Origin of the sequence: Streptomyces sp. NPDC003035, assembly GCF_042888285.1 — a bacterium.
In the GTDB taxonomy this organism is placed as follows: domain Bacteria; phylum Actinomycetota; class Actinomycetes; order Streptomycetales; family Streptomycetaceae; genus Streptomyces.
In genome coordinates this window covers 416,590-429,277 of record NZ_JBIAPJ010000001.1, presented here as the reverse complement: position 1 = coordinate 429,277, position 12,688 = coordinate 416,590, and the positions used below count along the sequence as shown (strand labels likewise).

Genomic DNA, 12,688 nt, shown 5'->3' with positions numbered 1-12,688 from the left:
GTGCGGTCCGGTCAGGACGTGGGTGCGTCCGGCTCCGTCTTCGGCTTCGGCTTCGGCTTCGGCGTGGACTTCCGCTTCACATCGGCCACGTTCACGTCCTCCGTCTCCATGGCCCCGAACGCTTCGACGACCACCCCGCTGCCGGCGCCGGTGACCTCCAACGCCAGGCGGCTGCCCATCATGCGCAGGTCGATCCGCACCCGCGGCGCGCCTGCCTGGTCCAGCATCCGGTGGATCCGCGCCGCCGGGTAGGCCAGGCCCGTCAGCTTCTTGTGCAGCGCCTGGTAGGTGGTCGTCTTCGTGTTCTCGAAGGCCGCGCCGATGCGCTGCGCGTGCGCGCTGCCGTTGCACGTCTCGAATCCGGTGAGCGGCATCTCGTCGAGCGGCTCGGGCCGGGTGGAGTCAGGGGCCGACTTCGGCGGTGCGGGAGCGTCCGAGGGAAGCGGAACCGGTATGTCGCCGTCGGCGTTCGGAACCCCGGGCGGGGTCTCCCCCGGCCCGTACCTCGGCGTGGGTGCGGCCTCCCCACCCGACAGGTCCTCGGGCCTGGGTGCGTCGCCCTTGCCGGTGGCGTCGCCCTTGCCGGCGGGGCCGTCCGGAGCGCAGGGCGCGGCGACGCGGTTCAGCAACTCGAGGAACCGCAGCTCCGGATCGGTGTCGTTCGGCGAAGTCTCCGGCGTCGTCGCCGCCGCCGAGCCGGCGCTGCCCACGGATGCCCGCTGAGAACCGGCACCCTGGGTGCCGCAAGCGGAGAGAACCAGGCAGCCGAGCAGGGCCAGCAGCACGGGCTTCGGGAGGGATATCGATCGCATGTGGGCAACCATGCGGGACGCTGATCACCGCGCACATGAGTACGGGTGCTCACGTTCACCGGGAGTCGCCCAAGTACCGGGAAAGTACGGCGAGACGAGAGCGCACCGACCACGGTGAGGAGGAGGCCCCCGGGACTCGCGTCGTACGGTGTGCTTCGACGCTTCACTATGCTGCCGGGAATGACCGCCCCGTCGCCCCCGCCCCTGACCCTCGAAGCCGCGCGAGATCTGCAGAAGACGCTCGGCACGGAGATCGGGCCGGGCCTCAGCGAGCGGGAACTCGACGCGGTCGAGGCCCGGTTCGGCTTCGCGTTCGCCGCGGATCATCGGGTCTTCCTCTCCGCCGGGCTGCCGCGCGGGTCGCGAAGCTGGCCCGACTGGCGGCACGGCGATCCCGAGGACCTGGCCGGGCGGCTCTCCCGGCCCGTCGAAGGGGTGCTCTTCGATGTCGAGCACAACGGCTTCTGGCACCCCGCCTGGAGGCCGAGGCCCGCGGAGGCGTCCGACGCGCTGCGGATCGCGCGGTCCGAGCTCGCGGGCGTTCCGCAACTGGTCCCCGTCTACGGTCACCGATACCTGCCCGGGATCGCGGGCGAGTGGGGCCACCCGGTGCTGTCCGTCCACCAGACCGACATCATCTTCTACGGGAACGACCTCGCCGACTACGTCCGGTACGAGTTCACCGGCCGGGCGAGCAGCGCTCCAGCGAGGGCGACCGTCGCCTTCTGGTCGTACTTCGTCGAGGGCGGTCCGGTCACCGACGTCACCGCGCCGACGCCGCACACCCTGCACGCCCTCAACGCGCGGGAGGCCGCCGAGGAGGCCGACCGGTGACCTCCCCGCCGATGACTCGGGCGTCCCCTGGGAGTCGGCCCGCTGGGGACCTCGACGATGAGGCACAGCGCCCACGCCCGCCACGGCGCCCGCAGATGGTCAGGTGACGGCGGTCATTCCCGCCGCAGGAGCGCGATGTCGGACACCGGTCCGAGGTGGCCGAGCTTGTCCGGGTTCACCACCGAGTGGATTCCCTGGATCACGCCGTCCGCGATGTCGAGTTCCACCACGCTGGCCACTCGGCCCTCGGCGTCGTACAACACAGCTCCCGGGCCGCCGTTGACGCGGGCCGGGTGGAGGGAGGCGCCGAGGAGGAGGACGCGGCGGAGGCCGGTGGCGAGGAGGCGTCCGACGGGCAGGCTGCCGGACAGTGCCTGGCCGATCGCGCGGGCCTTGCCGCCGCCGTCGCCGTGGAGCACCACGTCGGGCGCGAGCATGCCGAGCAGGGCGTCCAGGTCGCCGCCCGCCGCGGCGTCGAAGAACCTGCGGGCGAGTTCCTCGCCCTCCGCCCGCCGTTCGCGGGGCGGGGCGCTGTCGGCCGTCCGCCCCCCGGCCGCGATGCGCTGCCGGGCGCGGGCGAAGATCTGCCGGCAGTTCACCTCGGTCTTGCCGGTCATCCTCGCCACGTCCGGGTAGCCGTACCCGAACACCTCGCGCAGCATGAACACCGCCCGCTCCACCGGCGAGAGGGACTCCAGGAGCACGAGGAAGGCCATCGACAGGGAGTCGGCCAGTTCGGCGTGCTCGGCCGGTCCCGGCTTCTCGGCGGTGACGACGACCGGCTCGGGCAGCCAGTCCCCCACGTACGTCTCCCGCCGCACGCGCGCCGAGCCCAGGTAGTTGATGCCCAGCCGCGTCACCGCCGTCGTCAGGTACGCCTTCGGAGCGGCGATCGTCGTCCCGGCCTGGTGCGCCCGGGTCAGACCGAGGAACGCGTCCTGCACGATGTCCTCGGCGTCGCCCACGGACCCGGTCATCCCATACGCGATGGAGAACAACAGCGGTCGGTAGCCGGCCGCGTCCGTCCCACCTGTTGCTCCCGGCACGAAACCCCTCCCCCAACTCCCACACGCTCTCCCGGAGCGTATCCGAGCGCCCGGCCCGTTGATCATGCCGTAGCCCGATGCGGCCCGGACAGGGAGACGCACGTCACACGCGCCGCCGTCACACGTCGCCGGGCGGCTCTGTCCTAGAGGGGTGTCAACGAGCAACGGCCGGACCGAGCAACGCGGAACGGACACTCACACCCCTCGCAAGGAGGAGCATCATGAACATCGCTCTGTGGATCGTCACCGGACTGCTGGCCACCGCCTACCTGTTGAGCGGCGCCGGCAAGCTGATCATGTCGAAGGAGAAGATCGCCTCCTTCGGCCCCAGCGCGGGATGGGTCGAGGAGTTCAGCGCCGGCGGCGTCAAGGCCATCGGCGCTCTCGAGGTCCTCGCCGCGGTGGGTCTGGTCCTGCCCGCCGTGCTCGACATCGCGCCGATTCTCGTGCCGCTGGCGGCCGTCGGACTGGTGCTCATCATGATCGGTGCGGCGATCGTCCGGTTCCGGCGTCACGAGATCAAGCTCATGATGGTGGACCTGGTCTACGTCGTCCTGGCCGGTTTCGTGGCGTGGGGCCGCTTCGGCCCCGAGTCCTTCGTCGGCTGACCGGGGCGGCCACTCAGCGTACGTACTCCCGTCGCCGTCGCCACACCGGCGGCCACGAGGGACCCTCCAGTCAGGACCAGGAAGAGGCCGCCGTAGCTGGTGGCGCAGCGCCGTGATGCGGATCCGCCTTTCATCGATTATCGTCGATCATCGATGAACCGACACGACGAGAGCGCCGCGCCCCTGAACCCCGAGGACTTCGTCCTGTACGCGGGATGGTTCAAAGCGCTCGCCGACCCCATGCGCATCCGCCTGCTGAACCTCCTGGCGACCGAGCGGCGCCCCATGTCCGTGGGTGAGATCGTCGACCGCCTCCCGATCGGCCAGTCGACCGTGTCCCACCACCTGAAGGTCCTGGCCGACGTCCGCTTCGTCCTTCGCGAGCGGTCCGGCACCTCGACCTCGTACGAGGTCAACGCCAACTGCCTCGCGTGCTTCCCCGCAGCCGTACGCGCGATCCTGGGACAACCGTGAACATCACGCCGCTCACCGCCGCCCACGCCGACGACGTCCTCGCCATCTACCGAGCGGGCATCGAGGAGGGCGACGCCACGTTCGAGACCACCGCACCCACCTGGGAGCAGTTCGACGCGGCCAAGCTGCCCGGGCACCGCTTCGTGGCCCTCGACGAGAGCGGCCGGGCCCTCGGCTGGGTGGCCGCCGGTCGAGTCTCCGACCGGTGCGCGTACGCCGGGGTGGTCGAGCACTCGGTGTACGTACATCCCCGCGCGCGTGGCCGCGGCGTCGCCTCCGCGCTCCTCCAGGCGCTGATCGGGTCCACCGAGGCGGCCGGGATCTGGACCATCCAGTCCGGCATCTTCCCCGAGAACACCGCCAGCCTCGCCGTCCACGCGCGCGCCGGCTTCCGGGTCATCGGCACGCGCGAGCGCATCGGCTGCCACCACGGCCGCTGGCGCGACGTCGTTCTCGTCGAGCGCCGCAGTCCGCACATCGGCTGAACCGGACGACGACGACCGGTGCGGCGCATGCGCGCCCCCTCACCGCACCCAAGAACAGCCCCTACCGGAACAGTTCGAGCGAGATGTGCGGGGACAGCGCGCGGAGGAAGTCGGGCGCGTCGAAGATCGCCCCGGCGGAGGCGACGCCGACCACCCTGGTCCGTCCCGTGAGGACACGGTGCAGCGCCTCCACCGCGAGCGGCGCGCTGACGGCGTAGATGTCCTGGCCTCGCGCCACCGCGCGCCGTTCCCCACCACCGGAGCGCACGACGACGTCGACGAGGAAGGTCTGCGCGGACCGCCCGTGCTCGTCGACCGCGGCCGGCTTCGGCGTGTCCGCGGCCGCCAGATCGCCGGCCGCCTCGACCGTCATGTACGTGCGCACCTCAGGGATGGACAGATGGCTGGGGACGGTGACGACGTCGGCCATGGTGAACTCGCCGATCACGGGCCGGACCCCCATCGGCGCGGGGAAGTCCCACTTCAGGGTCGGCGGGGCGTCATCGCGGTACTCCAGCCGCCCGTTGCTGTACACGACGCGCCGGCCGTCCCTGCGCTCCCGGGAGACCGCGCCCGCGGTGCGGGTCCCGGCGGTGGGGTGCCAGCCGCTCAGCCCGTACGCGACATGCGCCTCGTCGGCCGTCGTCCAGTCGTCCATCGCCGCGGTGACCAGCAGGTCGCCGAGGCCGCCGAAGAAGGCCATCGCGGGGATCACCACGGTGCCGGCGGCGGTCGCGCGCTCCGCGAAGTGCGCGAACGTGTCGACGTTGGCCTCGATCTCGGCGGCCACGTCCACGTACGGGATCCCGGCCCGCAGCGCCGCCTCGATCACCGGGGCGGCGGTCGCGGCGAAGGGGCCCGCGCAGTTGATCACGGCGTCCGCGCCGCTCAGCGCGCGGTCCAGTGCGGCCGGGTCGTCGACCGCGGCCGGCCGGACGTCGAGGCCGGGGCGGGATGCCGCGAGGTCCCGCAGCTTGTCCGCGTCGCGTCCGGACAGGATCGGGACGAACCCCCGGTTCAGCAACTCCGCCACCACAAAACGCCCGGTGTGCCCGTAGGCACCGAACACCGTCACCGTGTGACCCGAATTCATCGCATTCTCCCGCCGCTGTTCCCGCTCGACTGTTCGCGTGGTTCAACTGGTTCAACTGGTTCAACTGGTTCAACTGGTTCAACTGGTTCAACGATGAACAGTCTGGCTGGAGCGACTGTCCGGCACGAGTGTCTGGAACGCCATCACCCGTACACTTCCGGACATGGATACTGTCGCACTGGCCGTCACGGACGGGATGCTGCACTTCGAACTCTCCGTGGCGTACGAGGTGTTCGGCGCCGAGCAGTCCGACGCGACCGATCCCTTGTACCGGGTCGCCGTCTGCGGCCCCGGCCCCGTGCGGTTCGGCAGGTTCCGGCTGGAGCCGGACGGCGGGCTCGACCGACTCCCGTACGCCGACACGGTGATCGTGCCCGGCTGGGCGGATGTCGACGTGGACCCGCCCGCCGGTCTGGTCGACGCCGTGCGCGCGGCCCACGAGGCGGGCGCGCGGGTGGCCTCCCTGTGCACGGGCGCGTTCGTACTCGCCGCCGCCGGGCTGCTGGACGGCCGCCGTGCGACCACGCACTGGGCGCACACCGAGGTCCTGGCCGCCCGCTACCCCCGGGTCGAGGTGGACCCCGACGTGCTCTACGTCGACAACGGCAGCGTGCTCACCTCCGCCGGCAAGGCCGCCGCGATGGATCTGTGTCTGCACCTGGTCCGCCTCGACCACGGCTCGGCGATCGCGAACAGGGTCGCCCGCACCCTGGTCGTGCCCCCGCACCGGGCGGGCGGCCAGGCCCAGTTCGTCACCGCACCGGTGCCGAGCCGGGACGACCACCCGCTCGGTGACCTGCTCCCCTGGGCGGTCGAACGGCTCGACCAGGCGCTGACCGTGGAGGATCTGGCCCGCCGGGCGAACATGAGCTCGCGCAATCTCGGCCGCCACTTCAGGTCGGCGACCGGCACCACGCCGCTGCGATGGCTGCTGACGCAGCGGATCCGGCGGGCCCAGGAGCTGTTGGAAAGCACCGGCGACAGCATCGACGCCATCGCGGCGGCGACCGGCATGGGCACCGCCACGACGCTGCGCCGCCACTTCAACCGTACGATCGGCGTTCCCCCGGACGCCTACCGCCGCACCTTCCGCAGCGCACGCTCCGGCGCTCGCCAACAGCGGCACGGGAGTTGAGCCGCCCCGCGCCACGCCGCCCCGCGCCACGCCGCCCCGCGCCACGCCGCCCGCGCCACGCAGCCCCCGCCACGCAGCCCCCGCCACGCAGCCCCCGCCTCAGGAGGGAGAACGCTCCACCGGGATCCACAGCTCCGCCTCGGCCGTCGCCCCGTCCTCCGCCACATGCACGCGCAGGATCTCCGGGCCGGGCCTGCTCCGGTACGGGTTCGACGGGAACCACTGGGTGAACACGTCCCGCCACAGGTACTGGAGCGCCTGCGGGAACGGGCCGGTGCTCTCGAAGACGGCCCACGTCCCCGCCGGAACCGGCAGGACGTCCATGTCCTCGGGCGCCTCGGCGCCCGTCACCACCCCGTGGTAGTAGTCGAGTTCGGTCCCCTCCGCCCGGCTCGGGTCGAGCTGGTCGCTCACGCCGACGATCCCCGCCGGCTCCTGGTCGGACAAGGCCGCGATGCGCCGCAGCGTCTCGGGGCCGATGCCCCGGATGAACTCCGCGATGGCCGGGTTCATGCCCTCGTGCACGAGCGGAACGCGGGCCTTCTTGCCGACCACACGGAACTCTTCCCTGTCGGCGATCCTGTATCGCATGGTGCTGCTCCCTTCGACGACGAGCCGGAAGGACATCCGTGGCTGGGAGCGCAGCGCCGCACCGGTTCGCCGCGCCTCGCCCGGCCCCACGCCGTGGAGGGCGCGGAACGCCCGGGCGAACGCCTCCCCCGAGCCGTAGCCGTACCGCGTCGCGACATCCAGCAGCGACCGCTCGCCCGCGAGCACCTCGGCCCCCGCGACGGTCAGCCGCCTGCGCCGGACGTACTCCGAGAGCGGCATGCCGGCCAGCGCGGAGAACAGCCGTCGCAGGTGGTACTCCGACGTCAGCGTGATCCTCGCGAGCTCGGTCACCTCGATCGGGCCGTCGAGATGCGACTCGATGTGGTCCATCGCCCGGTTCAGCCGCTCCAGCACTCCGGTCTCCTTCCCTTTCGCCACCACGCTAGGAAGGGACCACCCTGCCCGACCCGACATCCCGTGCCCGCATCGGTCGGGTCCGTTCAGACGGACGGCGCGCCGGAACTCCGGCCCGGAACGGGGTGCCATGGGCGTGGGAGGGGGTGCCCGCACGGCGCGCAGACGTACTCCTCCTCGCGTACGAGATTCAGCTCCCCGCACCGCCGTGCAGCGCCGGAACACGATCTCGTGGCTGAACCGTCCCGAGTGGGCGAGCCCCACGCGCTCGAGGGCGGCGGCCGCGGCGGGCCAGGAGTCGGGGTCGGGGCAGTAGCCCGTCGACTGGGTGCGAGCCGCAGGAAGCCGTCCTCGTCCACGACATAGGTGAACGGCTCGTCGAGGTCCCGGGCCGCCTGGTCGGCGACCCATGCCGTGAAGTCCTCAGGGGTACGCATCACCCGGCCGGAGCTGCCCTCCGCGACCGCGGCGCGGATCTCCGGCGGCCCGACGTACCCGTACCGCCGCGGCCCGGCGGAGGCGATCACGATCCGGGGCCGCAGCACCCGGACGCCCGCGCCGGAGAGGCGCGCCTTCGCCGACAGGGGTGGTGTGAGCTCCGGCACCTCCCGCCCGTACAGCTCGATCCGGTCGAGCACGAGCGCGCCGTCCTCGAAGCGGTCCCCCGTCCTGACCCGGCCGCCGACGCGGCGCACGACGCAGACGGTCGTTTCCGGCCCGCTCGCCTCCACTTCGAAGATCTGGAGCATGGCGTCACCCTAGCCACTGGCATCATGGCACTGAGTGTGTTTTGCTGAGGGTACTCAGTGCCACAAGCCTTAGGGGAGCTCGCCATCATGGGCAAGGACTTCGACCTGTATCGCCCGTCCGAGGAGCACGACATGCTCCGGGAGTCGGTCCGTGCGCTGGCGGAGGCGAAGATCTCGCCGTTCGCCGCCGCGGTCGACGAGGAGGGGCGGTTCCCGCGGGAGGCGCTGGACGCGCTGGTGGCGGCGGACCTGCAGGCCGTGCACGTGCCGGAGGCGTACGGCGGCGCCGGCGCGGACGCGCTGGCCACGGTCATCGTGATCGAGGAGGTCGCCCGGGTCTGCGGCTCGTCCTCGCTGATCCCTGCGGTCAACAAGCTCGGCTCGCTGCCGGTGATCCTGTCCGGCTCGGAGGAGCTGAAGAAGAAGTACCTCGGCCCGCTGGCCAAGGGCGAGGCGATGTTCTCCTACTGCCTGTCCGAGCCCGACGCCGGATCCGACGCCGCCGGGATGAAGACCCGCGCGGTCCGTGACGGCGACTTCTGGGTCCTCAACGGCGTCAAGCGGTGGATCACCAACGCCGGCGAGTCGCAGTTCTACACGGTGATGGCCGTCACCGACGCGGAGAAGCGCTCCAAGGGCATCTCCGCGTTCGTCGTGGAGAAGGACGACGAGGGCGTGTCCTTCGGCGCCCCGGAGAAGAAGCTCGGCATCAAGGGCTCCCCGACCCGCGAGGTCTACCTCGACAACGTACGGATCCCCGCGGACCGGATGATCGGCGCGGAGGGCACCGGCTTCGCCACCGCGATGAAGACCCTGGACCACACCCGGATCACCATCGCCGCGCAGGCCATCGGCATCGCCCAGGGCGCCCTCGACTACGCCAAGGGCTACGTCCAGGAGCGCAAGCAGTTCGGCAAGCCCATCGCCGACTTCCAGGGCGTGCAGTTCATGCTCGCCGACATGGCCATGAAGCTCGAGGCCGCCCGTCAGCTCACCTACGCCGCCGCCGCCAAGTCCGAGCGCGTCGACAGCGACCTGACGTTCTTCGGCGCCGCGGCCAAGTGCTTCGCCTCCGACGTCGCCATGGAGGTCACCACCGACGCCGTCCAGCTCCTCGGAGGCTACGGCTACACCCGTGACTACCCCGTCGAGCGCATGATGCGCGACGCCAAGATCACCCAGATCTACGAGGGCACCAACCAGGTCCAGCGCATCGTCATGGCCCGCAACCTCCCGTAACCGCCCGCCACTTGAAAGGAGCCAGGCCGTGACCCTGAGGATCGCTGTCTGTGTGAAGTACGTACCCGACGCGACCGGCGACCGCGGCTTCGCGGACGACCTGACCGTCGACCGTGACGAGGTCGACGGCCTCCTCTCGGAGCTCGACGAGTACGCGGTCGAGCAGGCGCTGCGCATCTCCGAGGAGTCCGACGATGCCGAGGTCACCGTCATCACCGTCGGTCCGGACGACGCCAAGGACGCGCTGCGCAAGGCGCTGTCCATGGGCGCCGACAAGGCCGTCCACGTGAACGACGACGACATCCACGGCAGCGATGTCATCGGCACCTCGGCGATCGTCGCCAAGGCGCTGGAGAAGACCGGTTTCGACCTGGTCATCTGTGGCATGGCGTCGACCGACGGCACGATGGGTGTGCTGCCGGCGCTGCTGGCCGAGCGGCTGAACCTGCCGCAGGTCACCCTGCTCTCCGAGGTCTCGGTGGAGGGCGGACTGGTGAAGGGCCGCCGTGATGGCGACGCCGCCACCGAGCAGCTGGAGTCCCCGCTGCCCGCCGTCGTCTCGGTCACCGACCAGTCCGGCGAGGCCCGTTACCCCTCCTTCAAGGGGATCATGGCCGCCAAGAAGAAGCCGGTCGAGGAGCTGGACCTGGACGACCTCGGCATCGACGCCGACGAGGTCGGTCTGGCCGGGTCCTGGACCCAGGTCGGCGAGGTCACCGCGCGCCCGGCCCGTACCGCGGGCACGATCGTCACGGACGAGGGCGACGGCGGCAAGCAGCTCGCCGCGTTCCTCTCCGCCCAGAAGTTCATCTGATCCACCGCCACTATCGTTCAGGAGCAAGGAATCATGGCTGAGATCCTGGTTCTCGTGGACCACGCCGACGGTGCGGTCCGCAAGCCGGCGCTCGAACTGCTCACCCTGGCCCGCCGGCTCGGCGAGCCGACGGCCGTCGTACTGGGCGCCGGCGAGGCCGCGGCGTCGATCGCCGCCACCGCCGGCGAGTACGGCGCGGCCACGGTGTACGTCGCGGACGGCCCCGAGTTCGCCGAGCAGCTCGTCGTGCCGAAGGTCGACGCGCTCACCCAGATCGCGAAGGACAAGGGCGTCGCCGCCGTCCTCGTGACCTCCTCCGGCGAGGGCAAGGAGGTCGCCGCGCGCGTCGCGCTGCGCCTCGGCTCCGGTCTCATCACCGACGCCGTGGAGCTGGAGGCCGGTGAGAACGGTCCCGTCGCGACCCAGTCCGTCTTCGCCGCCTCGTACCAGGTGAAGTCGACCGTGTCGCACGGCGTCCCGGTCATCACCGTCAAGCCCAACTCCGCCGCGCCGGAGGCCGCCCCGGCCGCCGGTACGGTCGAGAACGTCACCGTCGCCTTCACCGGCAACGCGGCCAAGGTCGTCTCGCGCACCCCGCGCGTCTCCACCGGCCGCCCCGAGCTGACCGAGTCCGCGATCGTGGTCTCCGGCGGCCGTGGCGTCGGCGCGGCCGAGGGCTTCGAGGTCGTCGAGAAGCTCGCCGACTCCCTCGGCGCGGCGGTCGGCGCCTCGCGTGCCGCCGTCGACGCCGGCTGGTACCCGCACTCCAACCAGGTCGGCCAGACGGGCAAGCAGGTCTCGCCGCAGCTGTACATCGCGGCGGGCATCTCCGGCGCGATCCAGCACCGGGCCGGCATGCAGACCTCGAAGACGATCGTCGCGGTCAACAAGGACGCCGAGGCCCCGATCTTCGACCTCGTCGACTACGGCGTCGTCGGCGACCTCTTCGCCGTTCTGCCGCAGCTGACGGACGAGATCGGCGCGCGGTAGGCCGGTCGGCCCCCAGCACAAGGAAGCGGCCCGGTGGCACTCTGTGCCACCGGGCCGCTTCCTTGTGCGCTCGATCCATCCGTGGAGCTAGATCCAGCCGTCGAGCGGTACCTCCTCGCAGAGCCGGACGACGGGCTGCTGCCCGGACGCGGCCGAGCGGGCGGAGAGCCTGACACGGACGCCGGGGCGCACGGCGTGCGGCGGCCCGTCGACCCGGCAGCGGACGACGAAGCCCTCGGCCATGTGCACCGGCCACAGGTCGGCGTCGGCGGCGGTCACCCCGCGGCGCACGGTGATCACCCCCTCACCCTCGCTGCGCTCGGGCGCGAGGTCGGTCGACCCGCAGGTCGGACAGAGCAGGCGCTGGAAGGTGGTGGTCTGGCACCAGCGGCAGATCTGGTAGTAGAGCTCGGCGTCAGCGGCCGATTCCTCGGTCCGGACGGCGGCGCTCCCGGTCCTCAGTCCCGTGGATCCGGTGTGGAACACGATGCGTTCTCCTTGCACTCGGCGGCTCAACCGTGCATGGAGCAAAGATATGGCACTGAGTGCCATCAAATAAAGACCTCAGTTCCCTCAATTGAAGATACTGAGATCCCTCAAGATCGCCGAGGAGCCTCTCCATCCTCGCCGAGGCTCGACTCCACCTCGCGCACCACCCGCCACATCGGCGTGGACCGCTTGGTGATCACCACGACGACGTCCTCGGTCTCCTCGCCCTGGACGCCGCCGCCCTCACCGCCCCCACGCCCCTCGTCCCACGTGCCCCGGACGAACTCCAGGGCCCGGTTCACCTCCGCCAGCGGGTCGCCCTCGCCACCCGAGCGCAGCCAGTGGCGCAGGGCGTGGTTGTGGGCGGCGACCACGGAGGCGGCGACGACGTTGGCGCGCAGGGTGCCGTCGCGGCGGTCGGCCCAGCGGGTGCGCAGATAGTCGCCGAGCGTCTTCTCGTACCGCCAGACGACCGAGAGTTCGTACGTCCGCAGGCCCGTCACCTCGCGGGTGAGGCGGTAGCGCTGGACGGAGAAGGTGGGGTTCTCGGCGTACATCCGCATGACGAGGCGGGTGGCGTCGCAGACCCGGTCCAGCGGGTCGTCGCCGTCCTCGCTCGCGGCGAGGAACGCGGTCATGTCGGCGAGGCTCTGCTCGTGGTCGGGGAAGACCACGTCCTCCTTGGACGGGAAGTACCGGAAGAAGGACCGCCGGCCGACCCCGGCGAGGGTGACGATGTCGTCGACGGTGGTCTGCTCGTACCCGCGCTCCAGGAAGAGCTGGAAGGCCGCGGCGATGAGCGACTCCCGCATCGCGGGCTTGGCGGTGTTCGTCGAGGCAGTTCCCATGGCCCGAACCTAACATCCGGCACCCGGGAACGCGGCACTTGGTGCCAGCTCAAGCTGGCACCAAGTGCTCTCCGGACGCGCGGTGCTCACCGGACGCGCCGACCGG

At 71.3% G+C, this 12,688-nt stretch carries 15 protein-coding genes; 8 read left to right on the top strand and 7 right to left on the bottom strand.

Annotation, left to right across the window (positions count from 1 at the left end; genetic code table 11):
* Nucleotides 1–11: 11 nt before the first annotated feature.
* The gene (locus tag ACFYV5_RS01870; RefSeq protein ID WP_389163147.1) at nucleotides 12–812 is read right to left on the bottom strand and encodes a hypothetical protein; all 801 of its coding nucleotides are present in this window, start codon (nucleotides 810–812) and stop codon (nucleotides 12–14) included.
* A gap of 180 nt (nucleotides 813–992) precedes the next feature.
* Here ACFYV5_RS01870 and ACFYV5_RS01865 point away from each other — a divergent pair, with 180 nt between their 5' ends.
* Nucleotides 993–1,646 (top strand): hypothetical protein, encoded by a 654-nt coding sequence (locus ACFYV5_RS01865; protein ID WP_389163145.1) that lies wholly within the window; start codon nucleotides 993–995, stop codon nucleotides 1,644–1,646.
* 113 nt (nucleotides 1,647–1,759) lie between these two features.
* Here ACFYV5_RS01865 and sigJ read toward each other — a convergent pair whose 3' ends face one another.
* Entirely contained in the window at nucleotides 1,760–2,692 is a 933-nt protein-coding gene (sigJ, locus tag ACFYV5_RS01860; protein WP_389163143.1) for an RNA polymerase sigma factor SigJ, read from the bottom strand.
* Between the two features lie 221 nt (nucleotides 2,693–2,913).
* Between sigJ and ACFYV5_RS01855 the strand changes: the two genes are divergently transcribed.
* From ACFYV5_RS01855 to ACFYV5_RS01845, 3 genes are all read left to right on the top strand, one after another.
* Nucleotides 2,914–3,300: a DoxX family protein gene (locus ACFYV5_RS01855; protein WP_389163140.1), complete on the top strand. Its 387-nt coding sequence runs from the start codon at nucleotides 2,914–2,916 to the stop codon at nucleotides 3,298–3,300.
* 153 nt (nucleotides 3,301–3,453) lie between these two features.
* A complete protein-coding gene (locus ACFYV5_RS01850; protein WP_389163136.1) occupies nucleotides 3,454–3,774 on the top strand; it encodes an ArsR/SmtB family transcription factor in 321 nt (106 codons plus the stop codon).
* On the top strand, nucleotides 3,771–4,259 hold the full coding sequence (locus tag ACFYV5_RS01845; RefSeq protein ID WP_389163133.1) for a GNAT family N-acetyltransferase: 489 nt from the start codon (nucleotides 3,771–3,773) through the stop codon (nucleotides 4,257–4,259). The genes ACFYV5_RS01850 and ACFYV5_RS01845 overlap by 4 nt, the downstream gene beginning before the upstream one ends.
* 61 nt (nucleotides 4,260–4,320) lie before the next feature.
* Here the strand turns inward: ACFYV5_RS01845 and ACFYV5_RS01840 are convergent, their stop codons facing one another.
* Complete coding sequence (locus ACFYV5_RS01840; protein WP_389163131.1) at nucleotides 4,321–5,352, bottom strand: saccharopine dehydrogenase family protein; 1,032 nt, start codon at nucleotides 5,350–5,352, stop codon at nucleotides 4,321–4,323.
* Nucleotides 5,353–5,515: 163 nt separating this feature from the next.
* Here ACFYV5_RS01840 and ACFYV5_RS01835 point away from each other — a divergent pair, with 163 nt between their 5' ends.
* Entirely contained in the window at nucleotides 5,516–6,487 is a 972-nt protein-coding gene (locus tag ACFYV5_RS01835; RefSeq protein WP_389163129.1) for a helix-turn-helix domain-containing protein, read from the top strand.
* A gap of 99 nt (nucleotides 6,488–6,586) precedes the next feature.
* Here the strand turns inward: ACFYV5_RS01835 and ACFYV5_RS01830 are convergent, their stop codons facing one another.
* On the bottom strand, nucleotides 6,587–7,453 hold the full coding sequence (locus ACFYV5_RS01830) for a GyrI-like domain-containing protein (RefSeq protein WP_389163126.1): 867 nt from the start codon (nucleotides 7,451–7,453) through the stop codon (nucleotides 6,587–6,589).
* A gap of 86 nt (nucleotides 7,454–7,539) precedes the next feature.
* Nucleotides 7,540–8,202 carry a hypothetical protein gene (locus ACFYV5_RS01825; protein ID WP_389163123.1) on the bottom strand — a complete coding sequence of 221 codons (663 nt, stop codon included), beginning with the start codon at nucleotides 8,200–8,202 and terminating at the stop codon, nucleotides 7,540–7,542.
* A gap of 87 nt (nucleotides 8,203–8,289) precedes the next feature.
* Here ACFYV5_RS01825 and ACFYV5_RS01820 point away from each other — a divergent pair, with 87 nt between their 5' ends.
* From ACFYV5_RS01820 to ACFYV5_RS01810, 3 genes are read left to right on the top strand one after another with little or no spacing between them, the layout of a single operon-like run.
* On the top strand, nucleotides 8,290–9,441 hold the full coding sequence (locus ACFYV5_RS01820; protein WP_389163120.1) for an acyl-CoA dehydrogenase family protein: 1,152 nt from the start codon (nucleotides 8,290–8,292) through the stop codon (nucleotides 9,439–9,441).
* Nucleotides 9,442–9,469: 28 nt separating this feature from the next.
* Nucleotides 9,470–10,255 (top strand): electron transfer flavoprotein subunit beta/FixA family protein, encoded by a 786-nt coding sequence (locus tag ACFYV5_RS01815; RefSeq protein WP_355106646.1) that lies wholly within the window; start codon nucleotides 9,470–9,472, stop codon nucleotides 10,253–10,255.
* 33 nt (nucleotides 10,256–10,288) lie between these two features.
* On the top strand, nucleotides 10,289–11,245 hold the full coding sequence (locus tag ACFYV5_RS01810; protein ID WP_389163117.1) for an electron transfer flavoprotein subunit alpha/FixB family protein: 957 nt from the start codon (nucleotides 10,289–10,291) through the stop codon (nucleotides 11,243–11,245).
* An 87-nt stretch (nucleotides 11,246–11,332) separates the two neighbouring features.
* Here ACFYV5_RS01810 and ACFYV5_RS01805 read toward each other — a convergent pair whose 3' ends face one another.
* Both ACFYV5_RS01805 and ACFYV5_RS01800 read right to left on the bottom strand, forming a co-directional pair.
* Complete coding sequence (locus ACFYV5_RS01805) at nucleotides 11,333–11,731, bottom strand: Zn-ribbon domain-containing OB-fold protein (RefSeq protein ID WP_389163114.1); 399 nt, start codon at nucleotides 11,729–11,731, stop codon at nucleotides 11,333–11,335.
* Nucleotides 11,732–11,841: 110 nt separating this feature from the next.
* Nucleotides 11,842–12,582, bottom strand: a complete 741-nt coding sequence (locus tag ACFYV5_RS01800) for a TetR/AcrR family transcriptional regulator (protein WP_389163111.1) — start codon at nucleotides 12,580–12,582, stop codon at nucleotides 11,842–11,844.
* Nucleotides 12,583–12,688: the final 106 nt, after the last annotated feature.

Excerpts from the sequence above, each read along its gene's own strand:
- ACFYV5_RS01870 (WP_389163147.1), bottom strand. The coding sequence starts at position 812 with ATGCGATCGATATCCCTCCCGAAGCCCGTGCTGCTGGCCCTGCTCGGC.
- ACFYV5_RS01865 (WP_389163145.1), top strand. The coding sequence starts at position 993 with ATGACCGCCCCGTCGCCCCCGCCCCTGACCCTCGAAGCCGCGCGAGAT.
- ACFYV5_RS01855 (WP_389163140.1), top strand. The coding sequence starts at position 2,914 with ATGAACATCGCTCTGTGGATCGTCACCGGACTGCTGGCCACCGCCTAC.
- ACFYV5_RS01850 (WP_389163136.1), top strand. The coding sequence starts at position 3,454 with ATGAACCGACACGACGAGAGCGCCGCGCCCCTGAACCCCGAGGACTTC.
- ACFYV5_RS01840 (WP_389163131.1), bottom strand. The coding sequence starts at position 5,352 with ATGAATTCGGGTCACACGGTGACGGTGTTCGGTGCCTACGGGCACACC.
- ACFYV5_RS01835 (WP_389163129.1), top strand. The coding sequence starts at position 5,516 with ATGGATACTGTCGCACTGGCCGTCACGGACGGGATGCTGCACTTCGAA.
- ACFYV5_RS01825 (WP_389163123.1), bottom strand. The coding sequence starts at position 8,202 with ATGCTCCAGATCTTCGAAGTGGAGGCGAGCGGGCCGGAAACGACCGTC.
- ACFYV5_RS01820 (WP_389163120.1), top strand. The coding sequence starts at position 8,290 with ATGGGCAAGGACTTCGACCTGTATCGCCCGTCCGAGGAGCACGACATG.
- ACFYV5_RS01810 (WP_389163117.1), top strand. The coding sequence starts at position 10,289 with ATGGCTGAGATCCTGGTTCTCGTGGACCACGCCGACGGTGCGGTCCGC.
- ACFYV5_RS01800 (WP_389163111.1), bottom strand. The coding sequence starts at position 12,582 with ATGGGAACTGCCTCGACGAACACCGCCAAGCCCGCGATGCGGGAGTCG.